This is a genomic window from Cupriavidus sp. MP-37, from assembly GCF_020618415.1.
Taxonomy (GTDB): Bacteria; Pseudomonadota; Gammaproteobacteria; order Burkholderiales; family Burkholderiaceae; genus Cupriavidus.
This window is the reverse complement of the sequence record NZ_CP085344.1, coordinates 1,030,492-1,055,282: the sequence shown is the minus strand read 5'-3', so window position 1 is coordinate 1,055,282 and position 24,791 is coordinate 1,030,492. Positions and strand designations below refer to the sequence as shown.

23 protein-coding genes and 1 other RNA gene are annotated in these 24,791 nt (G+C 68.3%); 10 read left to right on the top strand and 14 right to left on the bottom strand.

Annotated elements, in window-relative coordinates; genetic code table 11:
• Positions 1-116 precede the first annotated feature (116 nt).
• The 4 genes from ssrS (at position 117) to LIN44_RS04965 (ending at position 2,655) form a co-directional block, all read left to right on the top strand.
• A non-coding RNA gene (gene ssrS / locus LIN44_RS04980) (6S RNA) lies at positions 117-334 on the top strand.
• A 149-nt stretch (positions 335-483) separates the two neighbouring features.
• Positions 484-924 (top strand): EVE domain-containing protein, encoded by a 441-nt coding sequence (locus LIN44_RS04975; RefSeq protein WP_304524183.1) that lies wholly within the window; start codon positions 484-486, stop codon positions 922-924.
• A gap of 75 nt (positions 925-999) precedes the next feature.
• A complete protein-coding gene (locus LIN44_RS04970) occupies positions 1,000-1,824 on the top strand; it encodes a sulfite exporter TauE/SafE family protein (protein ID WP_227313758.1) in 825 nt (274 codons plus the stop codon).
• A 132-nt stretch (positions 1,825-1,956) separates the two neighbouring features.
• On the top strand, positions 1,957-2,655 hold the full coding sequence (locus LIN44_RS04965; protein ID WP_227313757.1) for an SIMPL domain-containing protein: 699 nt from the start codon (positions 1,957-1,959) through the stop codon (positions 2,653-2,655).
• 196 nt (positions 2,656-2,851) lie between these two features.
• Here the strand turns inward: LIN44_RS04965 and LIN44_RS04960 are convergent, their stop codons facing one another.
• From LIN44_RS04960 to LIN44_RS04940, 5 genes are all read right to left on the bottom strand, one after another.
• Positions 2,852-4,405 (bottom strand): malonyl-CoA synthase, encoded by a 1,554-nt coding sequence (locus tag LIN44_RS04960; protein ID WP_227313756.1) that lies wholly within the window; start codon positions 4,403-4,405, stop codon positions 2,852-2,854.
• A gap of 67 nt (positions 4,406-4,472) precedes the next feature.
• A complete protein-coding gene (locus tag LIN44_RS04955) occupies positions 4,473-5,255 on the bottom strand; it encodes an enoyl-CoA hydratase/isomerase family protein (protein WP_227313755.1) in 783 nt (260 codons plus the stop codon).
• 44 nt (positions 5,256-5,299) lie between these two features.
• Positions 5,300-6,310 carry a tripartite tricarboxylate transporter substrate binding protein gene (locus LIN44_RS04950; RefSeq protein ID WP_227313754.1) on the bottom strand — a complete coding sequence of 337 codons (1,011 nt, stop codon included), beginning with the start codon at positions 6,308-6,310 and terminating at the stop codon, positions 5,300-5,302.
• Between the two features lie 159 nt (positions 6,311-6,469).
• Positions 6,470-7,903: a malonyl-CoA decarboxylase domain-containing protein gene (locus LIN44_RS04945; RefSeq protein WP_227313753.1), complete on the bottom strand. Its 1,434-nt coding sequence runs from the start codon at positions 7,901-7,903 to the stop codon at positions 6,470-6,472.
• Between the two features lie 72 nt (positions 7,904-7,975).
• Positions 7,976-8,695: a GntR family transcriptional regulator gene (locus LIN44_RS04940; protein ID WP_227313751.1), complete on the bottom strand. Its 720-nt coding sequence runs from the start codon at positions 8,693-8,695 to the stop codon at positions 7,976-7,978.
• A 770-nt stretch (positions 8,696-9,465) separates the two neighbouring features.
• On the opposite strand from LIN44_RS04940, the gene LIN44_RS04935 reads away from it, so the two are divergent.
• Together LIN44_RS04935 and LIN44_RS04930 are read left to right on the top strand one after the other, a co-directional pair.
• On the top strand, positions 9,466-10,557 hold the full coding sequence (locus LIN44_RS04935) for a YjgN family protein (protein WP_227313750.1): 1,092 nt from the start codon (positions 9,466-9,468) through the stop codon (positions 10,555-10,557).
• Positions 10,558-10,563: 6 nt separating this feature from the next.
• Positions 10,564-11,583, top strand: coding sequence for a M48 family metallopeptidase (locus LIN44_RS04930; RefSeq protein WP_227313749.1), 1,020 nt, complete (start codon positions 10,564-10,566; stop codon positions 11,581-11,583).
• A gap of 6 nt (positions 11,584-11,589) precedes the next feature.
• Here the strand turns inward: LIN44_RS04930 and lgt are convergent, their stop codons facing one another.
• Entirely contained in the window at positions 11,590-12,408 is an 819-nt protein-coding gene (gene lgt / locus LIN44_RS04925; RefSeq protein WP_227313747.1) for a prolipoprotein diacylglyceryl transferase, read from the bottom strand.
• A 300-nt stretch (positions 12,409-12,708) separates the two neighbouring features.
• On the opposite strand from lgt, the gene ilvD reads away from it, so the two are divergent.
• Positions 12,709-14,382: a dihydroxy-acid dehydratase gene (ilvD, locus tag LIN44_RS04920; RefSeq protein WP_227313746.1), complete on the top strand. Its 1,674-nt coding sequence runs from the start codon at positions 12,709-12,711 to the stop codon at positions 14,380-14,382.
• Positions 14,383-14,604: 222 nt separating this feature from the next.
• On the opposite strand, the gene LIN44_RS04915 is transcribed toward ilvD, so the two are convergent.
• The 3 genes from LIN44_RS04915 to LIN44_RS04905 are packed head-to-tail and all read right to left on the bottom strand — an operon-like array spanning position 14,605 to position 17,115.
• Positions 14,605-15,099 (bottom strand): DUF2486 family protein, encoded by a 495-nt coding sequence (locus tag LIN44_RS04915; protein WP_227313745.1) that lies wholly within the window; start codon positions 15,097-15,099, stop codon positions 14,605-14,607.
• Complete coding sequence (locus LIN44_RS04910) at positions 15,096-15,530, bottom strand: DNA polymerase III subunit chi (protein WP_227313744.1); 435 nt, start codon at positions 15,528-15,530, stop codon at positions 15,096-15,098. Before LIN44_RS04910 ends, LIN44_RS04915 begins: the two co-directional genes overlap by 4 nt.
• A 34-nt stretch (positions 15,531-15,564) precedes the next feature.
• Positions 15,565-17,115, bottom strand: a complete 1,551-nt coding sequence (locus tag LIN44_RS04905; protein WP_227313743.1) for a leucyl aminopeptidase — start codon at positions 17,113-17,115, stop codon at positions 15,565-15,567.
• Positions 17,116-17,302: 187 nt separating this feature from the next.
• Here LIN44_RS04905 and lptF point away from each other — a divergent pair, with 187 nt between their 5' ends.
• Genes lptF through LIN44_RS04890 form a run of 3 tightly spaced genes read left to right on the top strand, consistent with a single transcriptional unit; the run spans position 17,303 to position 20,018 of the window.
• Positions 17,303-18,433: an LPS export ABC transporter permease LptF gene (gene lptF / locus LIN44_RS04900; protein ID WP_227313742.1), complete on the top strand. Its 1,131-nt coding sequence runs from the start codon at positions 17,303-17,305 to the stop codon at positions 18,431-18,433.
• Positions 18,430-19,617 (top strand): LPS export ABC transporter permease LptG, encoded by a 1,188-nt coding sequence (lptG, locus tag LIN44_RS04895; RefSeq protein ID WP_227313741.1) that lies wholly within the window; start codon positions 18,430-18,432, stop codon positions 19,615-19,617. Before lptF ends, lptG begins: the two co-directional genes overlap by 4 nt.
• Before the next feature lie 11 nt (positions 19,618-19,628).
• Positions 19,629-20,018, top strand: a complete 390-nt coding sequence (locus LIN44_RS04890; RefSeq protein ID WP_227313740.1) for a sirohydrochlorin chelatase — start codon at positions 19,629-19,631, stop codon at positions 20,016-20,018.
• A gap of 221 nt (positions 20,019-20,239) precedes the next feature.
• Here LIN44_RS04890 and cobA read toward each other — a convergent pair whose 3' ends face one another.
• From cobA to LIN44_RS04865, 5 genes are read right to left on the bottom strand one after another with little or no spacing between them, the layout of a single operon-like run.
• Positions 20,240-21,040, bottom strand: coding sequence for a uroporphyrinogen-III C-methyltransferase (cobA, locus tag LIN44_RS04885; RefSeq protein ID WP_227313739.1), 801 nt, complete (start codon positions 21,038-21,040; stop codon positions 20,240-20,242).
• 38 nt (positions 21,041-21,078) lie between these two features.
• Positions 21,079-22,383: a sulfate adenylyltransferase subunit 1 gene (locus LIN44_RS04880; protein ID WP_227313738.1), complete on the bottom strand. Its 1,305-nt coding sequence runs from the start codon at positions 22,381-22,383 to the stop codon at positions 21,079-21,081.
• 25 nt (positions 22,384-22,408) lie between these two features.
• Complete coding sequence (cysD, locus tag LIN44_RS04875) at positions 22,409-23,374, bottom strand: sulfate adenylyltransferase subunit CysD (protein ID WP_227313737.1); 966 nt, start codon at positions 23,372-23,374, stop codon at positions 22,409-22,411.
• 12 nt (positions 23,375-23,386) lie between these two features.
• On the bottom strand, positions 23,387-24,199 hold the full coding sequence (locus LIN44_RS04870; protein ID WP_227313736.1) for a phosphoadenylyl-sulfate reductase: 813 nt from the start codon (positions 24,197-24,199) through the stop codon (positions 23,387-23,389).
• The gene (locus LIN44_RS04865; protein ID WP_227313735.1) at positions 24,196-24,777 is read right to left on the bottom strand and encodes a DUF934 domain-containing protein; all 582 of its coding nucleotides are present in this window, start codon (positions 24,775-24,777) and stop codon (positions 24,196-24,198) included. The genes LIN44_RS04870 and LIN44_RS04865 overlap by 4 nt, the downstream gene beginning before the upstream one ends.
• Positions 24,778-24,791: the final 14 nt, after the last annotated feature.

Here is a 24,791-nt window from a genome sequence, read left to right as displayed (position 1 = left end):
CCACAGAAGTGCAGCTGACAGGTCAGGTTATCGCGCCTGGCCGCCGTTTTCATCCCATCCTTGTTAGAAACGGCAAACGTCTGACATCCCGCACGTGGACAGTCAGACGTTTGACAGTTTCCCTGCCTGGTTCGTGAGGGTCATAAACTCCTTGAACCGATATGCATTGCATGGTGCGGGATTATGTCGCGTGGGCGAGCGCGTCGTCGCATTCACAGTCCGGGCCTGGCCTGGACTCCCTGAGTGGATGATGTACCCGAAATGCGACTTCCGCAGCCACTCTGAACCTCACTTGGGTTCAGGATGCCGACCCAGCGGCCGAGGCGGGGACCCCCTAAAAGGCGGTGGTTTTCTGAACCATCGCCTTTTTTCTTGCCTGCATGCCTGCGCGCAGGCTTGCCCGTGTCTTGCGCGCGGGCCCTTCCTTTCCTGAGCAGCGCCGTGAGCCCTAACCAGAACCAACGCGCCCGCCAGTACTGGCTGATGAAATCGGAACCGGACGAAGCCAGCATCGACGACCTGGCCCGGCAACAGACGCTGCCGTGGACCGGCGTGCGCAACTACCAGGCGCGCAACTTCATGCGCGACGCCATGCAGATCGGCGACGGCGTGCTGTTCTACCACTCGTCGTGCCCGGAGCCCGGCATCGCCGGACTGGCCGAGGTCTGCTCCGTGCCCTACCCCGACCCTACGCAGTTCGACCGCAACAGCCCGTATTTCGACCCCGCCTCGAAGGCCGAGGCGCCGCGCTGGCTGCTGGTCGACGTGCGCTTCGAACGCAAGAGCCGCCTGATCCCGCTGGCCGAGCTGCGCGAGCATGAAGCGCTGGCCGACATGGTGGTGCTCCGGCGCGGCAACCGGCTCTCGATCACGCCGGTGACGCCGGCGGAATGGCGCTATATCACCGGCAAGCTGATGGACTGACTGGCCGGGCGCTGCTGCAACGAACCAGGCCTTGCGCGGCAAGGCTGACGACAATAACAACGACTTGCTGACACGATGCCGTTCGACAACCTGCCGGTGCTGATCCCCGCCCTGCTTGCGCTGGGCGCCTTCACCGGCTTCTGTGCCGGCCTGCTCGGCGTGGGCGGCGGCATGATGATGGTGCCGTTCCTGACGCTGCTCTTCACCAGCCTGGGCTTTGCCGGCGAAGCCATCGTCCATATGGCGATCGCCACCTCGATGGGCACCATCCTTTTCACCTCGCTGTCGTCGGTGCGCGCGCACCACAAGCGCGGCGCGGTGCGCTGGCCGATCGTGCTGGCGCTGGCACCCGGCATCGTGATCGGCGGCATGGTCGGCGGCGGCAAGGTCTTCGCGGCGCTGAAGACCAGCTGGCTGTCGCTGGCGTTCGCGGGCTTCGTCGGCTTCTCGGCGCTGCAGATGCTGCGCAACCGCCGGCCCAGGCCCGGGCGCCAGTTGCCTGGCTTCGCCGGCATGGCAGGCGCGGGCGGCGTGATCGGTTTCCTGTCGAGCCTCGTCGGCGCGGGGGGCGCCTTTGTTTCGGTGCCGTTCATGACCTGGTGCAATGTGCCGATCCACAACGCGGTGGCGACCTCGGCCGCGCTCGGCTTCCCGATCGCCGCGGCCAGCGTGGCGGGCTATGTCTGGAGCGGCTGGCACGCGCCCGGACTGCCGGCGGCCTCGCTCGGCTATCTCTACCTGCCGGCGCTGCTGGTGATCGCCGCGGCCAGCGTGCTGACCGCGCCGCTGGGCGCGCGCACCGCGCACCGCATGGATGTGGGCCAGCTGCGCAAGGTCTTTGCGGTGCTGCTGCTGTGCCTGGCCACGTATATGTTGTGGAAGGCCTGGCAGGCGTTCTGACCACGCACGTCACCCGCACGGGGGAAGCGAGACCCTGCACGCGGCGGCGTCGCAACAATCGTTTGCAATGTCGCGGAACGATCGCGCCTGCGGCCACGTCTGATACCCATCACGTTTGATTGGGAGAACCACATGAAACAATGGCTCGCCGCCACCCTGCTCGGCACCACCGCCGTCGTCGCCTCGGCGCATGGCGGTCCCACGGAAACGCCGTCGGGCGTGCTGTCGCTGACCGCGCAGGCCGTCGCCGAAGTGCCGACCGATATCGTGCACCTGACGCTGGCCGCGGAGCAGGAAGGCGCGGAACCGGCCGCGATTTCCTCGGGCCTGTCGGCCCGGACCCAGGCCGTCATCACGCAGGCGCGCCGGGCCCAGGGCGTGACCGCCGAATCCGGCGGCTTCACCATCCACCCCAGCACCGACCGCAACGGCCGCATCAGCACCTGGCGCGGGCGCTCCGAGGTCATCCTGAAGTCGCGCGATTTCTCGGCGGTGTCCAAGCTTGCGGGCGAGCTGGCCAGCCAGATGCAGGTGCAGAACATTGCCTTCTCGCTGTCGCGCGAAGCGCGCGAGGCCGCCGAGGCCAAGCTGGCCGAGCAGGCCATCGCCTCGTTCCGCAGCAAGGCCCAGTCCACCACCAAACTGTTCGGCTACAACAGCTACACCATCCGCGAAGTCAGCGTGAACGAGACCGGCATGGTGCCGCCGGTGCCGCGCATGTACGGCGCCGCCAAGGCCATGATGGCCGACGCCGCGGTGCCGGTGCCGGTAGAAGGCGGCAAGACCCAGGTCACGGTGTCGGTGAATGGGTCGGTGCAGATGCTGAAGTAATCCAGCGCCTTCGATCGACCGCTTGTGTGCTCCCCTCTCCCGCTTGCGGGAGAGGGGCAGGGGGTGAGGGCAGGCGCTGGCATACCGCAGGCTTTGCTTCGTGGTCACTCCCGCCCTCACCCCAACCCTCTCCCGCAAGCGGGAGAGGGAGCAAACCCCGCAGTGGTTGAAACCCCACGGCGTTACGCGACCTTCCTCAAAGCACCGCGAACTGCTCCCGCAGCACGTTCTTCTGCACCTTGCCCATGGTATTGCGCGGCAGCTCGTCGACCACGTGCACGCGCTTGGGCACCTTGAAATTGGCGATGCGGCCCTTGAGCGTGCCGATCAGCGCGCCCTCGTCGATGTCGGCACCGGGCTTGCGCACCACCACCGCCACCACCGCCTCGCCGAAATCCGCGTGCGGCACGCCGATCACGGCGCTCTCCGCCACCCCCGGCATCTCGTCGATAAAGCTCTCGATTTCCTTCGGGTAGACGTTGTAGCCGCCCGAGATGATCAGATCCTTGCTACGCCCGACGATGGTCAGGTAGTGGTCCGGCACCGTGCGCGTGCCGGCCTGGCTGACGATGGCGCCGCCGAAGCGGCCGACGTCGCCGGTCTTGAACCAGCCGTCGTCGGTGAACTCTTCCCGGGTCTTCTCCGGCATGCGCCAGTAGCCCTTGAACACGTTCGGGCCCCGGACTTCGACATTGCCGATCTCGCCCGGCGCGCACGGCTTGCCGTCGCCGTCGACCACGCGCACCGACACACCCGGCAGCGGCATGCCCACGGTGCCGCCGATGCGCTCGCCCAGCGCCGGGTCATACGGGTTCGACACCAGCATCACGGTTTCGCTCATGCCGTAGCGTTCCAGGATGGTATGGCCGGTGCGCTCGCGGAAAGCGTCGAAGGTTTCCAGCAGCAGCGGCGCCGAGCCCGACACGAACAGGCGCATGCGGCGGCAGGTGTCGTCGTCGAAGCGCGGCTCCTGCAGCATGCGCACGTAGTAGGTCGGCACGCCCATCATCACGGTGCAGCGCGGCAGGAATTTCAGCACTTGCGCCATGTCGAGCTTGGGCGCCCAGATCATCTTGGCGCCCGCCAGCAGCGCGCCATGCGACGCGACGAAGAGGCCGTGCACATGGAAGATCGGCAGCATGTGCAGCAGCACGTCGTCGCTGCGCCAGCCCCAGAAGTCATGCAGCGTCTGCGCATTGGAGGCCAGGTTGCGGTGGGTCAGCATCGCGCCCTTGCTGCGGCCGGTGGTGCCGGAGGTATAGAGGATGGCGGCGAGGTCATCGTCCGCGCGCGCCACCGTCGCGAAGGTGTCGGGCTTGCCCGCCGCGCGCGACAGCAGCGAGCCGGTGCGGTCGTCGTCCAGCGTAAAGACATGGTTCACGCCGTGGCGGAACGCCACCTTCGAGACCCAGCCGAAATTCCTGCTGCTGCAGACCACTACCGACGGCTCGGCATTGCCGACGAAGTAATCGATCTCGGCCTCCTGGTAGGCGGTGTTCAGCGGCAGGTAGACATAGCCCGCGCGCAGCGTGGCCAGGTACAGGAACAGCGCTTCGGGGGACTTTTCCACCTGCACCGCCACGCGCGCGCCTTCGGGCAGGTGCAGCGAGGCCAGCAGGCTGGCCAGCTTGGCGGTGGCGCGGTCAAGGTCGTCCCAGCTGTAGTACAGGCCGTCGTGGGTCTCGATGCAGCAGGCGGTACGGTCGGCGGGGAAGCGGGATGCGAACAGGGCAAACAGGTTGGCGTTCATGGCGAGGAGCGAACCAAAGGCAAAAAAAGCGAAGCAAGCGATAGTGGGAAGCAGAGCCGTCGGCGCCCTACTCCCCGCGGAACTGTGGTGGCCGGCGGGCCAGGAAGGCAGCGACGCCTTCCGCGTGGTCCGCGCCTTCGGCATAGGCGAAATGCGCGGCCAGCTCGGCCGGCGACAGCGGCGCCGGCGATGGCGCCAGCCGGTGGATGGTGGCCTTGTTGATGCGCGCCGCGGCGGGTGCGCCGGCGGCAATGCGGCGTACCGTGGCGTCGACCTCGGCGGCCAGCGCGGCGGGCTCGACCACGCGCGTGAGCAGGCCTTTGTCACGTGCCTCGGCGGCATCGAAGACGCGGCCCTCGAGCAGGATCTCGAGCGTCGCGGCGCGGCCCGCCAGCGCCAGCAGGCCTTGCAGCTCGCCGGGCGCCATCGGGAAGCCCAGCCGGTTGATCGGCACGCCGAAGCGGCTGTCCGAGGCGGCGATGCGCAAGTCGCAATGGCAGGCAATTTCCAGCCCGCCGCCCACGCACACGCCTTCGATCATGGCCACGGTGGGATGCGTGCAGTGCGCCACCGCCGCCAGCGCGGGCGCGATGGTGGCCATGTGGTAGTGGCGCACCGCGGCCTCGTCGCCGCGCTCGGCGGGAAACTCGGCAATGTCGGCGCCGGCGGCAAAATTGCCGTCGGCGCCGCGCACCACCACGCAGCGCAGCGAGGTATCGGCCGACAGGCGCGCAAAGCCCGCCGCCAGCTCGCGCCACATCTGCGCGGAAATGGCGTTGAGCTTGCCCGCGTGCGCCAGCGTCACGGTGGCGGTGGTGCCCTGCGTGGCAAAACGCACGGTGCCGCTCATGGGCGCATCCCCCGGCTTCGGATCGGCATGGGCATCACGTTGCGTCAGTCCATCTTGGCGCCGGACTGCTGCACCACCTGGGCCCAGCGGCGGATCTCGGCGTGCTGGAACTGGCCGAACTGCTCCGGCGTGAACGCCGGCGTTTCCGAGCCGTTGTTCAGCCAGACCTGCTTCAGCTCCGGCGTGTTCAGCGCCTTCTCGGTCTCGGCGTAGAGGCGGTCGACAATGTCTTTCGGCGTGCCCTTGGGCACCCACATCGCGTACCAGGTCGACACCTCATAGTTGGGCACGCCGGCCTCGGCCGCGGTCGGCACGTTGGGGAAGGCGGGCGAGCGCTTGTTCGACGCCACCGCCAGCGCCTTGATGCGGCCCGCGCGGATATGCTGCGCCGACGAGCCGAGGCCGTCGAACATCAGGTCGACCTGGCCCGCGATCAGGTCGGACAGTGCCGGGCCGGCGCCCTTGTACGGGATATGGGTGATGAAGGTCTTGGTCTGGATCTTGAACAGCTCGCCCGCCAGGTGGTGCGACGAACCGTTGCCGGCCGAGCCGTAGTTCAGCTTGCCGGGGTTGGCTTTGGCGTAGGCGATCAGCTCCTGCAGCGTATTGGCCTTGACGCGGCTGGGATTGACCACCACCACCTGCGGCGGCTGCGCGATCACCGTGACCGGAATGAAGTCCTTCTCGATGTCGTAGTCCAGCTTCTTGTAGAACGACGGCGCGATGGCGTGGTGGGCGCCGCCGATAAACACGGTGTAGCCGTCCGGCGCCGCCTTGGACGCGAGGCTGGCGCCAACCGTGCCGCCGGCGCCGCCGCGGTTGTCGATCACGAACTGCTTGCCCAGCTGCTTGGACAACTGCGCGGTCAGCGGGCGCGCGAAGGCGTCGGTGCCGCCGCCGGCGGGGAACGGCACGATCACCGTAACCGGCTTGGACGGCCAGGTATCGGCATGCGCCGGGGCCGCGAGCATGGCGCCGGCACCGATGCCGGCCACGCCAAGGACCAGGCCCGCTGCGCGCGCGCAGGCGGCCAGGCTGAACTGACGACGATTCATCTTTGTCTCCTCTCTCTTCTGGAAAGTCAATCTGATCGCCGCGCGCGTCCGCAGGGACGCGGCGCGGCCGGCTTTGCTTCTACGACAGTGCTCCCGACAAAACCACGCGGCGCGCCAGGCGCCGCGGCTGCGCGGGCGATTCCCGTGACCGGACCAGGATCACAGCAGCTTCCCGACGCTACGGCTGATGCGCGGGTTGCCTGCGCCCAGGCGTGCCAGATTGTCATCCAGCGCCTCGGGCACGTAAAGGTAATTGACCATCATGCCGCAGCTCTGGCTGCGGCCCTTGCGCGACAGGTCGGCGCCCCAGTTGAGCCGCTCCACGCAGGCACCGTTGCCCAGGTGGAAACGCGCCACCGGGTCGGCCGGCATCGACTGGTTGCGCTCGCGCACCAGGAAGTGCGCGGCCAGGGTCAGCGCGGTGTCGCGCACCACGGCATCGGCGGCATCCGGCGCCAGCGCTTCCAGCCACGCGGCGCCGTCGGCGGGCGCGTTGCCGTGGCGCTCGCTCCAGCGCGCCAGCCGCTTGTCGCCCAGCACGCGCGCCACGGCCTCGCCGTCCTGCTTGCGCAGCCAGTCGGCAAACCCGGGGATCGGCGACAGCGTGGCGAACTGCTTCACTTTCGGGAATTCGCGCTGCACTTCCTCGATCACGCGCTTGAGCAGGAAGTTGCCGAAGCTGACGCCGCGCAGCCCTGCCTGCGTGTTGCTGATCGAATAGAAGATCGCCCACTTGACGCGGCGCAGGTCTTCCAGCGGCGCGGCTTCGTCCAGCAGGGTGTGGACGTCGGCGGCCATCTCCGGGGCGAAGGCCACCTCGACGAAGATCAGCGGCTCGCGCGGGATGCGCGGGTGGAAGAAGGCGTAGCAGCGGCGGTCGGAATCGAGCCGGTTGCGCAGGTCGGTCCACGAGGCGATCTCGTGCACGGCCTCGTAGCGGATCAGCTTTTCCAGCAGCGACGCGGGCGAGTCCCAGGTGATCGGCTGCAGCTCGAGCAGGCCGACGTCGAACCAGTTGGAGAACAAGGCCTCGAGGTCGTCGTCGAGCGGGCGCAAACCCGGCATGCGGCGCTGCCAGCGCAGCATGTCGGCACGCAGCTGGATCAGGAAGTGCAGGCCGCAGGCGCTGTTGCCGCGCTGGCCATGCAGCGCGGCCAGCCGCTTGAAGAAGCGGATGCGGGCGTTGGACTGCGCCTGGCCCGCGCGCGCGCCCTTGTCGGCCTCGGCGGCGTTGTCTTCGCTGCCGCTGCTGGCCACTTCGGCCAGCACTGCCAGCATGCCGCGCCGCGTGGCCTCGCCGGCGGCTTCGTATTCGGCCTGCCAGGCCTGCGCGGCGGCGTTGGCAGCGCCGTCGGTCAGGCGCGCATCGAAGCACAGGCGCAGTTGCTCGCGCTGGCGGCGCACCAGCCGCGCCGGCAGCGGCGCCTCGCCATCGGCCGGCGTGGCGGCCCTGGCATCGCCGTTGGGCTTGGCGTCGCCCTCGCCCTTGCGCCCCCACCAGCGGCCCAGCCGCGACAGGATATTGGAGCTGGACGGCTCGCTCTCGCCCAGCGGCGCGCTGATCTTCTGGTCACCCGTATCGAAGGAGTTCATGCGGTACCTGCCTTGGTGCATCGATCTGAACGTGGGGGGAAACTCCGGACTGGCGCGGTGCGTGTGCGGGGGCTAGTCTTCCGCGCCCGCCACGCGCAAGGCCGGCGGGGCGCGCACGGCCTGCGCCTGCGCCGCCATCGCGGCGCCGCCGGCATCGAGGGCCTGCAGCGCGGCGCGCTGGCGCAGCAAGTGGGTCTTCATCATGGCTTCGGCGCCTTCAGGGTCGCGCGCCTTGAGCGCGGCAAACACCGTCAGGTGCTCGGCGCAGGATTCCTGGATCCGCCCCGGCAATTTCAGGCTCTTGTGGCGCGACAGCCGCAGCACCTTGCGCAGGTCGCTGATCAGTCCGGTCAGCCAGCGGTTGCCCGCCAGCCGCTGGATGGCTTCATGGATCTGTGCGTTGGTCTCGTAGTAGGCGTCGATATCGCCGGCCTGCGCATAGCGCGCCAGGTCGGCGTGCAGGCCGTCGAGCGCGTCGAGGTCGGCGCGGGTGGCGTTGCGCGCGGCCTCGTAGGCGCAGCGCCCTTCCAGCAGCGCCATCAGCGGGAAGATCTCGTCGAGGTCCTGCTCGGACAGTTCATTGACGAAGCAGCCGCGGCGCGGTTCCAGCCGCACCAGGCCTTCGGCGGCGAGCACCTTGAGCGCCTCGCGCAGCGGCGTGCGCGAGATGCCCAGCGTTTCGGCCATCGCGCTTTCGTCGATCCATGCGCCCGGCACCAGCGTATGCGCGTCGATCATGGCGCGCAGCCGGTCTGCCACTTCCAGGTACAGCGCCTGCTGGACGATGCGCATGCCAACTCCTGTATCGCACGGGGAACCGAATCGGCGTGTGCACCGGATCCCATAATTCATAATTATGGATTAGGGCGCGAACGATACAAGGACTTTCGATGGTGCGCCGCAACGCGGTCGCGCAGGGATAGTGGGAATAAGCGGGGATGATGCTGTGAGGTGCGGCGGGCGTCCCTTGCCTCCCCGCAAGGAAACGCCCGCGCCTGAAAGAACTGCCGTACTGCCTGATCATCGCTGGCGGATGCGAATGCATCTGCCGCGTGGGTCCATGGTTTGACCTGGCGCTGGCCCTGCGCCACCCCTGTTGCAAACGCGCCAAGCGCGTGGATTTTCCCGTGCCCTTTGTTCCGTGCAGCGCGGCTAGCGTAACTCTCGACCCGAAGAGTCGTACTCCCCCCTGGCACTGCCGTGGCGGCTGTGGCTTGCCGCTCATCTTGTAACAATGACACTAGCGATTTACGTGCCAGTCGGGCTAAGCCCTTGATTTTATGGATGGCACCGAACCGAAATTTGTTACAAGACGAGATCAGTGTAACAGGATGTTTCCGAAGTGTTACGAGGGTTTTCCATGGTGCTGACGTTTCGGCATAGGCTGGCGGCAAGCGTCCATGCAAATTGTGCCGTCCGCGGTATTTATCGATGTCAGAATGTGAGGCCGTCGCCGCAATTGCCGGGGCCAGCATCGTTGCGTTTTTGAAACGGCCCTGCCGCCCCCAAGCTTCCCCGCCGGCTTCCCTGTATCCATCGCCCATCACTCTGGAGTGCACGCCATGCAAGCTGGCAGCAGCGATTTCACCCTGGCCGCCACCCCCGCCGAACCGGCATCTCCCGCCGGCCCACGCGCTGCGGCATTGCGGCCGCTGGGGCTGAGCTTCACCGGCTCGGGCTCCGAGTATTTCCGCATCTGGATCGTCAATGCGCTGCTGACCATCGTCACCCTGGGCATCTATTCCGCCTGGGCCAAGGTGCGCACGCTGCAGTACTTCTATCGCAATACGCGGCTGGACGGCGCCAGCTTCGACTACCACGGCAAGCCGTCCGCAATCCTGAAGGGCCGGGCCATCGTGTTCGCGCTGGTGCTCGCGTTCCAGTTCGCGTCGACCTTCTCGCCGTTGCTGGCGCTGGCAATGCTGCTGGTGCTGCTGGCGGTGTTCCCGTTGCTGCTGGTGCGTTCGCTGCGCTTCCGCATGGCCAACTCCAGCTATCGCGGGCTGCGCTTCGGCTTCACCGGCGGCGATGCCGAAGCCTATCGCGTGTTCGTGCTGTGGCCGCTCGCCGCGGTGGCCACGCTTGGCTTGCTGGGGCCGGTGGCGCACCAGCGCTTCAAGCGCTACCAGCACAACCACACCCGCTTCGGCACCGCACCGTTCGGCTTCCACGCCGGCGCGGGCGATTTCTACCAGGCCTACCTGCGCGCCTTCGGCGTGGTGCTGGCGGGCACGCTGGCGATGGCCGCGGCCGGCTTCGTGATGGCGCCGGGCATCGGCAATTTCGGCGCGGCGGCGCTGCTGGGCTTCGGCATCGCCGGCTTCTACCTGGGCATGCTGGCGGTCAGCCCCTACCTGATGGCGCGGCTGCAAAACGTGGTGTGGAGCCACACCACGCTGGCGCCGCACGCGTTCCGCAGCGAGGTGAGCGCCGCGCGCATGGTCTTTATCTTCGTCACCAACCTGATCCTCATCGCCCTGACGCTCGGCCTGTTCCTGCCGTTCGCGCGCGTGCGCGCCACGCGCTACCGGCTGCAGTGCGTGACCATGCTGGCGGCGGGCCCGCTCGACAGCTTCGTCGCCGGCGCAGCCCAGCAAGTGGGCGCGCTGGGAGACGCGGCGGTAGACTGGTACGACATCGATATCGCGCTCTGACGCGCCATGATCCCGGTCACCTTCTTCGACGGCCGCTCGTCGCGCGCGCACCCGGCCACGCTCGCGGTGGAGGCGCAGCAGGCCGTGCTGCGCGACGCCGACGGCGCCGAATTGCGGCGCGCGCCGCTGTCGCAGCTGCGCGTGTCGGAGCGCGTGCGGCGCGCGCCGCGGCTGGTCACCTTCGCCGACGGCGCCTTCTGCGAGGTTACCGACCATGCCGCCTTCGACCGCCTGCTGGCCGCCACCGGCCATCGCGACAGCCTGGTGGCGCGCGCGCAGAACAGCTGGCGCCTGGCGGGCCTGGCCGTGGCGGCGCTGGTGGCGGTACTAGTGCTGGGCTACTACGTATTGCTGCCGTGGGGCGCGAGCATGATGGCACGCGCGGTGCCGGCCGAACTGGAGGCCCGGCTCGGCCAGTTGACGCTGGCGAGCCTGGACAACGGCATGGTCGGGCCGACGCAGCTGCCGGCCGCCGAGCAGGCCCGCATCCGCGCCGGCTTCGCGGCGCTGCGGCGCCCGCGCGACGCGGCGCACGACTACCGCATCGAATTCCGTCAGGGCGGCGAATTTGGCGCCAATGCGCTGGCCTTGCCCGGCGGCACCATCATCGTCACCGACGAGCTGGTGGCCCTGGCGGGCACCGGCGCCGGCCTGATGGGCGTGCTGGCGCACGAAGCGGGCCACGTGGCGCGACGCCACGGGCTGCAGCAGGTGATCCAGGGCTCGGCGCTGGCCGCGCTGTCGGCCTACCTGTTCGGCGATATCTCGTCGGTGCTGGCGGGCGTGCCGGCCGCGATGCTGACCTTGCGCTATTCACGCGACCACGAGCGCGAGGCCGACGCCTATGCGATCGACGTCATGCAGCGCAACGGCCTGCCGCCGGCGGCGCTGGCCGACGTGCTGGTCGCGCTGGAGCAACGCGAAGGCAAGCCGGCCGAAACCGGCGCAGAGCCCGCCGAAGACTTCCTGTCCACGCACCCGCACACCCAGGCGCGCATCGACGTGCTGCGCCGCGCCGGCAAATAACCGGGCTCAGGCCGCCGGCTGCGGCGCGCCGGCGCCGGGCTGGCGGCGGTAGGCCCAGATCACCATGGCAATGCCCGCCAGGATCATCGGCAGGCTCAGCCACTGCCCCATCGACAGCTTCAGCGCCAGCAGGCCGAGGAAGTTGTCGGGCTCGCGCGCGAACTCGGCGGCGAAGCGGAACGCGCCGTAGCCGATCAGGAAGACGCCCGACACCGCGCCCATCGGCCGCGGCTTGCGCGCGAACAGCCACAGCAGGATGAACAGCGCCACGCCCTCGCCGGCAAACTGGTAGAGCTGCGACGGATGGCGCGGGATGTTGTCGCCGGCCTGCGGGAAGATCATGCCCCACGGCAGGTCGGTGGCGCGGCCCCACAGCTCGCCGTTGATGAAATTGCCGATGCGCCCGGCGGCCAGCCCGCAGGGAATCATCGGCGCGATGAAGTCGGTCACTTCCATCCAGTGGCGCCGGCGCAGCCTGCCGAACAGCCACATCGCCACCACCACGCCGAGGAAGCCGCCATGGAAGGCCATGCCGCCTTCCCACACCTTGAAGATCTCCATCGGATGCGCCAGGTAGTACGACGGCTTGTAGAACAGCACGTAGCCCAGCCGCCCGCCCAGGATCACGCCCAGCACGCCGAAGAACAGCATGTCGTCGAGGTCGCGCGTGGTCCAGCCCTTGGCCGCGACATGCGGCTGGCGGATGCGCAGGCGCCCGAACCACAGGAACATGACGAACCCGGCCAGGTACATCAGCCCGTACCAGCGGATCGCAAGCGGGCCCAGGTGGATGGCAACCGGGTCGAACTGGGGATGAATCAGCATGTTGGCGTGAATGGTGGTTGTGGGGGCAGCGGCGGCGCCGGCGGTGCGGCGCCAGGTATGACGCGCGGGTGCGGCGAAGGTTGCACGGCAATGCCAACAACGGGCCCGCGCACGCATCGTAGCCCGTAATGATGTCACAAATCCCCGCCGCGCCCCGCCCGCGCGACCCGTGGGCCTGCGCCCGCCAACGCCCGAACAATCCATTTGACACGCCAAAACGCACGCGTCATTCTTGCCCCATCACAGCGCCCGCCGCGCGCCCGCGCGGCGGCACAGAACAAGGATCCCGGAGACCCCACCATGGCATTCAACAAGCGCTCCCGGCACATCACGCAAGGCGTGGCGCGCTCCCCCAACCGCTCGATGTACTACGCGCTCGGCTACCAGAAAGAGGATTTCGACAAGCCGATGGTGGGCATCGCCAATGGCCATTCGACCATCACGCCGTGCAACGCCGGCCTGCAGCGCCTGGCCGACGCGGCCATCGACGCGATCCGGGCCGCCGGCGCCAATCCGCAGGTGTTCGGCACGCCCACCATCTCCGACGGCATGTCGATGGGCACCGAGGGCATGAAGTATTCGCTGATCTCGCGCGAGGTCATCGCCGACTGCATCGAGACCGCGGCCCAGGGCCAGTGGATGGACGGCGTGGTGGTGATCGGCGGCTGCGACAAGAACATGCCGGGCGGCATGATTGCGCTGGCGCGCACCAACGTGCCGGGCATCTATGTCTACGGCGGCACCATCAAGCCGGGCCACTGGAAGGGCAAGGACCTGACCATCGTGTCCTCATTCGAGGCCGTCGGCGAGTTCACCGCCGGGCGCATGAGCGAGGAAGACTTCGAAGGGGTGGAGCGCAACGCGTGCCCGTCCACCGGCTCGTGCGGCGGCATGTACACCGCCAACACCATGAGCTCGTCGTTCGAGGCGCTGGGCATGTCGCTGCTGTACTCGTCGACCATGGCCAATCCGGACCAGGAAAAGGTCGACAGCGCCGCCGCATCGGCGCGCGTGCTGGTCGAGGCCGTCAAGCGGGATCTCAAGCCGCGCGACATCATCACGCGCGAGTCGATCGAGAACGCGGTGGCGCTGATCATGGCCACCGGCGGCTCCACCAACGCGGTGCTGCACTACCTGGCGATCGCGCACGCCGCCGAAGTCGAATGGACCATCGACGACTTCGAGCGCATCCGCCGCAAGGTGCCGGTACTCTGCAATCTCAAGCCCTCGGGCCAGTACGTCGCGACCGACCTGCACCGCGCCGGCGGCATCCCGCAGGTGCTGAAGATCCTGCTCAAGGCCGGCCTGCTGCACGGCGACTGCATCACCATCACCGGCCGCACGCTGGCCGAAGAACTCGAGCACGTGCCCGACGCCCCGCGCGCCGACCAGGACGTGATCCTGCCGATCGAGCGGGCGCTCTACGCCGAGGGCCACCTGGCCATCCTCAAGGGCAACCTCGCCGAGGAAGGCGCGGTCGCCAAGATCACCGGCCTGAAGAACCCGGTCATCACCGGCCCGGCACGCGTGTTCGAGGACGAGCAGAGCGCGATGGACGCGATCCTGGCCGACCGCATCAACCCCGGCGACATCCTGGTGCTGCGCTACCTGGGCCCCAAGGGCGGCCCCGGCATGCCGGAAATGCTGGCGCCGACCTCGGCCATCATCGGCAAGGGCCTGGGCGAGTCGGTCGGCTTTATCACCGACGGCCGCTTCTCGGGCGGCACCTGGGGCATGGTGGTCGGCCATGTCGCGCCGGAGGCGTACGTCGGCGGCACCATCGCGCTGGTGCAGGAAGGGGATTCGATCACGATCGACGCGCACCGGCTGCTGCTGCAGCTGAACGTGGCGGAGGAAGAACTGGCCAGGCGGCGCGCCAGCTGGAAGGCGCCGGCGCCGCGCTATACGCGCGGGGTGCTGGCGAAGTTTGCGCGACTGGCGTCGACGGCGAGCAAGGGCGCGGTGACGGACTGATTGCGGGGCATTGGATGGCGAAAAGCCTGCGCGGGATCGCAGGCTTTTTTGTTTGCGGAGCGCTTGCAGTACCGTCGCCCCTGGCAGACGCTCCCCTCTCCCGCGAAGTGGGAGAGGGGTGGGGGTGAGGGCCGGAGCCTCGACGAAGTCTTGCCCGTCGGTATGCCAGCGCCTGCCCTCACCCCCTGCCCCTCTCCCGCTTGCGGGAGAGGGGAGCAAACATCAATCCTCGCCCGGGGTCCGCTCCATCTCCTCCAGCGTCGCATCCAGCCACTCCACCAGCCGCGCTTCCAGCGACTGGGTCAGCTCGCTGGCCAGCTGCGCCGTCAGCGGCGCGAGCCGGGCTTGCAGCGTGGCTTCGGTGTGGGCCGCCACCACCTGCGGCCATTCGGTGCGAAAGCGCATCATCACGCGGCTCAGCAGCTCGGTGCGCACTGCGCGCAGGTCGTCGTCGGTGTCCGTGGCGGTGCCAGTCCCGGCTGCGGGCTGGGCCGGCACGATCGCGTCGTCCAGCGCGGCGTCGCCGGTGTCGCCCACCTGCATCACCATGCCGGCATCGTCCATGCCGAAGGTGTCGATCACGCCGTCGTCCGCCGCTGCGCCCGCCTGCGCCGGCGCTTCGGTGGCATCGGGCAGGTCGACGACCTCGGTCAGCAGCGGGATGCTGTCGTGCGGTTCCGGCCGCGGGATCACCCGCGAGGTGGTGCGTTCGCTCATGCGGCGTCTCCCTTGGGCTGGCCGATGTCGTGGTGCGTCAGCGGATAGCCGCGTTCGCGGTAGAAGCGGTAGCGCTGCCGGCCGGCCTCGCGCGCGGCGTCGCCGGCGCCGACCACCTCGATCAGCCGCTCGAAGCTGGCAAACTGCGCCGGCGCCTCGTCAGCCAGGTTGATCAGCAACTGGTGGTGCGGCACGCCTTCGGTGGTCGCCGCCAGCAGGATCGGGGTCACCGCCGCGTTCGGGCTTTCCAGTCCGCAATGCGGCAGGAAGTCCAGCGCGGAGAACGTCCACAGGCGCGCGTCCAGGTCGGCCAGCTGCGGCGGCGCGCCGTGGATCACCACCTTCTGCCCGGCGCCGTAGGCCTTGCGGACCAGCCGGCAGACATAGCCGAGCACGTCCGGCACGTTGCTGTGGAAGTCGATGCGCGTCATGGACGGTTTCCGCTCCGGCTCGGTGGCACCGCGCTCAGGCGGCGCGGTCCATCAGGAACTGCGTCAGCAGCGGCACCGGACGGCCGGTGGCGCCCTTGGCCGCGCCGCTCTTCCACGCCGTGCCGGCGATGTCCAGGTGGGCCCAGTCGTACTTCTCGGTAAAGCGCGCCAGGAAGCAGGCCGCGGTGACGCTGCCGGCCGGACGGCCGCCGATATTGCCCATGTCGGCGAAGTTGGACTTGAGCTGGTCCTGGTATTCGTCGTCCAGCGGCATGCGCCAGGCGGTGTCCATGGCGCGGCGGCCAGCCTGCAGCAGCGCGTCGGCGAGCGCGTCGGAGCGCGCGTACAGGCCGCTGTTGACGTGGCCGAGCGCGATGATGCAGGCGCCGGTCAGCGTGGCGACGTCGATCACCGCGGCCGGCTTGAAGCGCTCGACATAGGTCAGCGCGTCGCACAGGATCAGGCGGCCTTCGGCGTCGGTGTTCAGGATCTCGATGGTCTGGCCCGACATGCTGGTGACCACGTCGCCCGGCTTGGTGGCGATGCCGCTGGGCATGTTCTCGCAGGTGGGGACCACCGCGACCACATTGAGCTTCAGGCCCATCTCGGCCACGGCCTGGATCGTGCCCAGCACCGAGGCCGCGCCGCACATGTCGTACTTCATCTCGTCCATGCCCTCGCCCGGCTTGAGCGAGATGCCGCCGGTATCGAAGGTGATGCCCTTGCCCACCAGCACCACCGGCGCCTGCTTGGCGCCGGCGCCGTCATAGCGCAGCACGATGAACTGCGGCGGCTCCTCGCTGCCCTTGGTCACGGCCAGGAATGCGCCCATGTTCAGCGCCTCAATCTGCTTGCGCCCGAGGATCTCGGCCTTGAGCTTGTGGCGCTTGGCGATGCTGCGCGCGGTATTGGCGAGGTAGGTCGGGGTGCAGATATTGGACGGCAGGTTGCCGAGGTCGCGCGTCAGCTCCATGCCGTTGGCGATGGCGGTGCCGCGCACCGCGGCCTGGGTGGCGGCGCGGGCATCGCCGCTGTCGACCGCGATCACGACCTTGCGCAGCGACGCCTTGTCGTTGCCGTTGGGCTTGCCGCTGGCGGCGCTCTGGGCATTGGCGCGCTTCAGGCCCGGATGGCGCTCCAGCAGGCGGTAGCCGGCCTCGCGCACCAGCGTGATGGTGGTGATCACGGCCCACGACACATCGCGCTGCTGCGGCGCCTGTTGCGCCAGGCACCACAACGCCGAGGCCGCACGCGTGGACGACAGCGCACGCACCGCGGTGCGTACCGCATCGGCAAAGGCCTTGTCGGTGAAATCGGCTTCCTTGCCCAGGCCCACCAGCAGCACGCGCGCGGCGCCCACGCCGGCCACTTCATGCAGCATCAGGTGGGTGCCGCGCTTGCCTTCGAAGTCGCCCTGCTTGACCAGCCGTCCCACCAAGCCCTTGGTGGCCACATCGAGGGCCTTGGCGACGCCGCCGAGGTTCTGGCCTTCGAACAGGCCGACCACCAGGCAGTCGGTCTTGGTCGCCAGGAAACCATTTTGGCCGGCTTTGCTCCAATCCAGGGCTTTTGTGCTAAATTCCATCGCGCTTCCTTCCAGGGGCTCGTTAGACACGAAAGCCTCCATTATCCGCGATTTTTACCCCGCGACCTGCCGCCGCTGATACGCCCCGGTCACGTTGACAGCACGCTGTGCCGTCAGCCAGCTGTTCTGCCAGGCACCTCGCACGGCACATCGCCCGCTCCGGCCGGCAGCCCGGAACCGAACCCGCATGATCCTTCAACAAGCCCTGCGACGCGAGCTTGCCTACACCGCCGGGGCGGTGTTCCTGGTGATGCTGACCTTCATGCTCACCTCGCTCGTGATCCGCATCCTGGGGATGGCCGCCAACGGCAAGGCCAGCCCCAACGACGTGCTGATGCTGATCGGCCTGGCCACCATCGGCTACCTGTCGATCCTGCTGTCGGCGACGCTGTTCATTTCCACCCTGATCGTGCTGACGCGCTGGTACAAGGACTCGGAAATGGTGGTGTGGTTCTCGGCCGGCATCTCGCTGCGCGACCTGGTCAAGCCGGTGCTGCAGTTCGCCGCGCCCTTCATCGTGCTGGCGCTGCTGCTGGGCATGTTCGCCTGGCCGTGGGCCAACCAGCAGAGCGCGCTGTTCCGCGACCGCTTCGAGCAGCGCGGGGTGATGTCGATGATCGCCGCGGGCCGCTTCATCGAACCGGCCAAGGCCAACTACGTGCTGTTCATCGAGGGCATCGACGCCGACATGAAGCACGCGCGCAATGTCTTTGTCGCCAATGCCGAAGCCGACAAGATCGGCGTGGCGCTGGCGCACCAGGGCAAGTTCGAGACCATGCCCAACGGCGACCGCCTGGTGGTGATGGAAAACGGCCGCCGCTATTCCGGCACGCCCGGCCAGATCGACTACCGCATCGTCGAGTTCGAGCGCTATGCGGTCAAGGTGGACAACAAGCCGCCCGAGTCCGAGGCCAAGCTGCCGCCCAAGAGCCGCGACACCATCGAGCTGATCCGCAACCCCACGCGTGAAAACCTGGGCGAGCTGATCTGGCGCATCTCGCTGCCGATCCTCGCCTTCAACTTCGTCATGATCGCGATCCCGCTGGCCTACGTGAACCCGCGCCTGGGCCGCTACACGCCGCTGGTGTTCGCCGTGCTGATCTACCTGACCTACAGCAACCTGGTCAACCTGACGCAGTCCTGGGTGCGCAACGGCTCGGTGCCGTTCTGGCTGGCCTGGTGGCCGATCCACCTGATCGTGTTCCTGGGCGCGCTGCTGCTGTTCCGCTATCGCCAGAACCGCAGCCTGGGTGGCTGGCGCGCCGTGTTCGGGCTGCGCAAGCGCGATGCCGCGAGCGCCGCCGGAGGCCGGGCATGAGGATCCTGCGCGTCTACGAACGCTATTTCGGCCGGCTGGTCTATAGCGTGTTCGCCTTCATCCTGTTCGCGGTGCTGTCGCTGTTCGTGTTCTTCGACATGCTCAACGAGCTGGAGAACGTCAACGCCCAGTACACCTCGCTGGTGGCGCTGTTCCACGTCCTGCTGCAGGCGCCCACGCGGGTGTACGAGGTGCTGCCGATCGCGGTGCTGATCAGCGCGATCTATGTGTTTTCGCAGCTGGCCAGCCAGTCCGAGTACACCATCTTCCGCGTGGCGGGGCTGAACACGCGCCAGGCGCTGTTCTCGCTGTTCAAGCTGGCGGTGCCGCTGGCGCTCGTGACCTTTCTGTTCGGCGAGTTCATCGGCCCGCGCGCCGAGCAGTACGCGCAGAAGGTCAAGCTGGAGGCGATCGGCGCCACCGTGTCGTCGGGCTTCCGCTCCGGGGTCTGGGTCAAGGACCGCGACAAGGATGCCGCCGGCGGTGGCGAAATCACCCGCTTCGTCAATGTCGCCGGGCTGCGGCCGGACCAGACCATCACCGGCATCACCATGTACGAGTTCGACCCCCAGTACCGGCTGCGCGTGATCCGCGTGGCGCAGGAGGGGCGCTACCAGGGCGGCCAGTCCTGGGAGCTGCAGAACGTCAGCGAGACCCGCTTCGTCGAGCTGGCGCCGCAGGCCCAGGGCGCACAGCCCACGCCGGCCGCGCCCGCCGCGCCGGCGCGCGATGCGCTGGCGCCGGACTTCCGCGCCGAGCAGGTCAAGTTCCCGCGCGTGGCCATGCATTCGGAGCTGACCCCGCAGATCCTGTCGGTGCTGCTGGTCACGCCGGAGCGGATGTCGACGCTCGACCTGTTCCGCTATATCCGCCACCTGCGCGACAACAAGCAGGACACGCAGCGCTACGAGATCGCGTTCTGGAAAAAGGTGATCTACCCGCTGACGCTGTTCGTGATGGTGGCGCTGGCGCTGCCGTTCGCCTACCTGCACGCGCGCGCCGGCGCGGTCGGCGTGAAGGTGTTCGGCGGCATCATGCTGGGGCTGTCGTTCCACCTGTCGAACACGCTGTTCTCGCACGTCGGCCTGCTGCATACCTGGCCGCCGATCATCTCGGCGCTGGTGCCCGGCACGCTCTACCTGATGGTGGCGCTGCTGGCGCTGCGTTGGGTGGACCGGCACTGAGGAGCACCGCCATGGCAGACCGCGCCCTGGTCCTGTTCGCGCACGGCGCGCGCGATGCGCGCTGGCGCGAGCCGTTCGACCGGCTGCGGCAGAAGCTGGTGGCCGCCCTGCCCGGCTGCGCGGTGCGGCTGGCGTTCCTGGAACTGATGTCGCCGCTGCTGCCGGAGACACTGGCCGAGCTCGCCGCTGACGGCGTGGGCGAGATCACCGTGGTGCCGGTGTTCTTCGGCCAGGGCGGCCATATCCGGCGCGATCTGCCTGCGCTGATCGACCAGTGCCGGCAGGCCCATCCCGGCCTGCGCATACATTGCGCGGCCGCGGTGGGTGAGTCTGATGCGGTGCTGGAGGCGATTGCGGCTTACTGTGTGGCGTCGCTGCCGGGGGCTGCGCCCGCTTCCTGAAGTCCTGACCACCTCAATGAAAAATACCCCGTGCCGGATTTCCGCACGGGGTATTTACTTTCAACGCGTCGATGCCGCCGGTCTTCTCCCCTCTCCCGCTTGCGGGAGAGGGGCCGGGAGTGAGGGCGGGCGCTGGCAAGCACCTTGATGCCTCACTTCGTGGAGGCTCCCGCCCTCACCCCCGCCCCTCTCCCATAAATGGGAGAGGGGAGAAAATACTCTCAGGCAGCGCGCGGCGTGCGCACTTCCGTCACGCCCGCATCCTCCCGCGGCGCCTCGGTCGCGCGCGCGGCCAGCGCGGCGCCGATCATCAGCAGGCTCGGCTGCACCGGATCGATCCAGGCGGCCGCCTCGCCAGCCGCCATCTGGCCGAGCGTGAACTCGCGGCTGCGCTGTTGCGGCGTGGTGGCGGCTTCCACCACCCATGCCGGCGTCGACGCCGGCTTGCCATGCGCGATCAGCTGCGCGGCAATCGACGCCGCCTGGTCGCGGCCCATGTAGTAGACCAGCGTGTCGGCCTTGACCGCGGCTTCGATATCGGGCGAGCCCTCGCCGTCCGCGGCCTTGGCCTGCGTGGCAAAGGCCACGCTGCGCGACACGCCGCGCTTGGTCAGCGGCTTGCCGATCGCGGACGCGGCCGCCAGCGCGGCGGTGATGCCGGGCACCACTTCATACTCGATGCCGGCCGCTTCCAGCGCCTGCAGTTCCTCGTCGGCGCGGCCGAACAGCATCGGGTCGCCGCCCTTCAGGCGCACCACGCGTTCGTATTTGCCGGCGAGGTCGACGATCTGGCGGTTGATGAACAGCTGCGCGGTCGAGCGCTGCCCGCAGCGCTTGCCGACCTCGACCAGCTCGGCCTGCGGACACCAGGCCAGCATCTCCGGCGACACCAGCGCGTCGTGCAGCACCACCTGGGCTTCGCCCAAAAGCCGTGCACCACGCACCGTAATGAGGTCTGCCGCACCGGGGCCGGCCCCGATCAGAGCCACCTTGCCGTAAGTCTTCTGTGCCTGCCTGCCCATCTCCAACCCCTTGTCCGGTCGATCCTGTCCGTTACCGATCAGGAGAACGCACGGATCATGCCTGCGGCCACCGTGTGGTTGGTCGCCTCGTCGATCAGCACGAAGGCGCCCGTTGCCGGATTATCGCCATAGGCATCGCAGACGATCGGCTTCTGCAGCGAGATCTGCACCGAACCGATATCGTTCAGGCGGATGTCGTGGCGGCCGGTCTCGTGCGACAGCGTATGCACGTCCAGCACGCGCTCCACCGCCGACACACGCGCGAACACGCTGGCCGTGGTGTGCTTGAGCACGTACTTGCGCGACGGGTTCAGCGACTCGTCGTCGAACCAGCACAGGTCGGCCTGCAGCTTCTTGGCGGAGGCCGCGGTCGCATCGGCGGCGACGAACATGTCACCACGCGATACATCGACGTCCTCGGCCAGGCGCACGGTGACGGTGTCGCCGACGTTGGCCGATTCGGCGGCGCCGTTCGGGGTCAGCACTTCGGCCACCACGGCCTCGCGATTGGCGGGCAGCACGCGCAGCTTCTGGCCGACGCGCACGGTGCCGGCCTCGACACGGCCGGCATAGCCGCGGAAGTCGTCCGACTGCGAACCATCCTGGCGGATCACCAGCTGCACCGGGAAGCGCAGCGCGGCGTCGTCCTCGGGCGCGGCTTCTTCCACCGGCAGCTCTTCCAGCAGCGGCAGCAGCGGCTCGCCCTGGTACCACGGCATGGCGTCGCTCTCGTGCACGATGTTGTCGCCGCGCAGCGCCGACACCGGCACGTAGCGCACGTCCTTCAGGCCCAGTTGTTCGGCCAGTTCGGCGTAGGCGGCGCGGATCTCGTTGAAGGTCTGCTCGCTGTAGTCGACCAGGTCCATCTTGTTGACGGCGACGATCACGTGCCGGATTTCCAGCAGCTTCAGGATCGCCGAGTGGCGCTTGGTCTGCGCCAGCAGTTCGGCGCGGCCGTCCGTGACGGTCACGCGCGTGGCATCGACCAGCACGATGGCTGCGTCGGCGGTCGAGGCGCCGGTGACCATGTTGCGGGTGTACTGCTCGTGGCCCGGCGTATCGGCGATGATGAACTTGCGGCGCGCGGTCGAGAAGTAGCGGTAGGCCACGTCGATGGTGATGCCCTGCTCGCGCTCGGCCTCCAGGCCGTCGGTCAGCAGCGAGAAGTCGATCTGCTCGCCGGCGGTGCGCTTGTTCTTGGCGTTGGCCAGCGCGGTCAGCTGGTCGGACAGCACGGCCTTGCTGTCGTACAGCAGGCGGCCGATCAGCGTGCTCTTGCCGTCGTCGACCGAGCCGGCGGTGATGAAGCGCAGCAGGCCTTGGTGGGTTGCTTGGTGAGTCATGTCTGGATCCTTTGCTGCGTGCGGCTTAGAAGTAGCCTTCCTTCTTGCGGCGCTCCATCGAGGCTTCGCTGGTCTGGTCGTCCATGCGGGTGGCGCCGCGCTCGGTGATCTCGGTCACCGCGGTCTCGGCGATGATCGCTTCGGGCGAATCGGCAACGCTGGCCACCGGGCAGGTGCAGCTGATGTCGCCGACGGTGCGGAAGCGCACCGACAGCACTTCGCTGACATCGCCGTCCTGCTTGGGCGTGATCGGCGTGACCGGCACCAGCAGGCCGTTCTTGCGCACCACCTCGCGCTGGTGCGCGTAGTAGATCGGCGGCAGCGCCAGCTTCTCGCGGGCGATGTACTGCCACACGTCCAGCTCGGTCCAGTTCGAGATCGGGAACACGCGCATCTGCTCGCCCTGCGCCATGCGGGCGTTGTACAGGCTCCACAGCTCGGGGCGCTGGGCCTTCGGGTCCCACTGGCCGAACTCGTCGCGGAACGAGAAGATGCGCTCCTTGGCGCGCGCCTTCTCTTCATCGCGGCGGGCGCCGCCCATCAGCGCGTCGAACTTGTGCGCCTCGATGGTTTCCAGCAGCGTCACCGCCTGCGCCGCGTTGCGCGAATCGGTGTCCTTGCGCAGGCGCACGGTGCCGCGCTTGATCGAGTCCTCGACGTGGCCCACCACCAGGCGCGCACCGAGCTCGGCCACGCGCTGGTCGCGGAACGCGATCACTTCCGGGTAGTTGTGGCCGGTGTCGATATGCACCAGCGGGAACGGCAGCTCGATCTTGCGCTCGCCCAGGCGGAAGGCCTTCAGCGCCAGGTGCAGCATCACGATCGAGTCCTTGCCGCCCGAGAACAGCAGCGCCGGGTTGCGGCACTCGGCCACCACCTCGCGGATGATGTAGATCGATTCCGCCTCGAGGCGGTCGAGATGGTCGTTCTGTACCTGCAACAGGTGAGCCACGCCCGAGGTGGCTTCTGCGATGTCGTTCATGATGCCCATTTTGTTCCGGCCTCAATGCTTGATGTTCTGTTCGTGGAGCCCGCACTCTTTCGAGTCCTTCGACTCCCACCACCACCGTCCCGCGCGCACATCCTCGCCCGCGCGTACCGCGCGCGTACACGGCTCGCAGCCGATGCTGGGGTAGCCCTTGGCGTGCAGGTCGTTGACCGGCACGTCGTGGCGCTTCAGGTAGGCCCACACTTCGGCCTCGCTCCAGTCCGCCAGCGGATTGAACTTGGGGATGCCGCGGGCTTCGTCCAGTTCCTCGAACGGCAGCTCGGCGCGCGTCACGGCTTGCTCGCGGCGCTGGCCGGTCAGCCAGGCGTCGGCGTGCGACAGCGCGCGGTTGAGCGGCTCGACCTTGCGGATGCCGCAGCACGACTTGCGCGCGTCGATGCTGTCGTAGAAGCCGTTCAGCCCGTGCTTCTTCAGGTAGTTCCCGACCGCTTCGGCATCGGGCGTGAACTGCTCGATGGTGTAGCCGTAGTGCGCCTGCACTTTGTCCAGCACCGCCAGGGTCTCGGCGTGCAGGCGCCCGGTCTGCAGCGTGAACACGCGGATGCCCGCGCGCACGGCTTCGCTGCCGCGCAGGATCGCGTCGGTCAGCACCATGTCTTCGGCGGCCAGGCTCGAGGCAAAGCGCGCGCGGAAGAAGCGGCCGGCGATGCCCGCCAGGCGCTCGGCCAGCTCGCGCTCTTTCTGCTCCAGCGCTTCGATGCTGCCGGTGTACGCGGGCGCGACCCACAGTGCCGGCGGCCGCAACCCCGACACCGCGCCGGCGCCGCCCTCCGCCACCACCGCGATATCGCTCAGCACGGTGCTCATGCCGTTTCCTTCGGCTGCGCACCGACCTCGGCGCGCGCGCGGCGGAACAGCGGCAGCGGCTCGTCGACCGAAGCCTGGTAGGTCACGGTGAACTCGGTGAAGCCCTTGATCGCGTCGTCGATGTTCTTGTCGGCACGGACCGCGAAGGCGTCGAAGCCGCAGCGCTTCATGAAGTTGAGCTGGTCGCGCAGCACGTCGCCGATGGCGCGCAGCTGGCCTTGCCACTTGTAGCGGGTGCGCAGCAGGTAGGCCGTGGAGAAGCCGCGGCCGTCGCGGAACACCGGGAAGTCCACCGCCACCAGCGACACGCGCTCGAAGTATGCGGCGGCATCGCCCGGCTCGTCTTCCGGCGCCAGCCACACGCCGGTGCGGGCGGCGTCGCGTCCGGCCAGCAGCGCTTCATTGGCCTGCCACACCGACAGCGGGAACAGCACGGCGTCCTGGCCCTGCGCGACGGCGGCGATGCGCTCTTCGGTCAGCGCTTGCTCTTCGGTGGCGCGCAACACGGTCCAGTTGTCATCGACGATCACCGGGGTGAGATTGGCACCGTCGCGTTGCAGTTGAATGATCTTTGCCATGTTCAGTCTCTCCG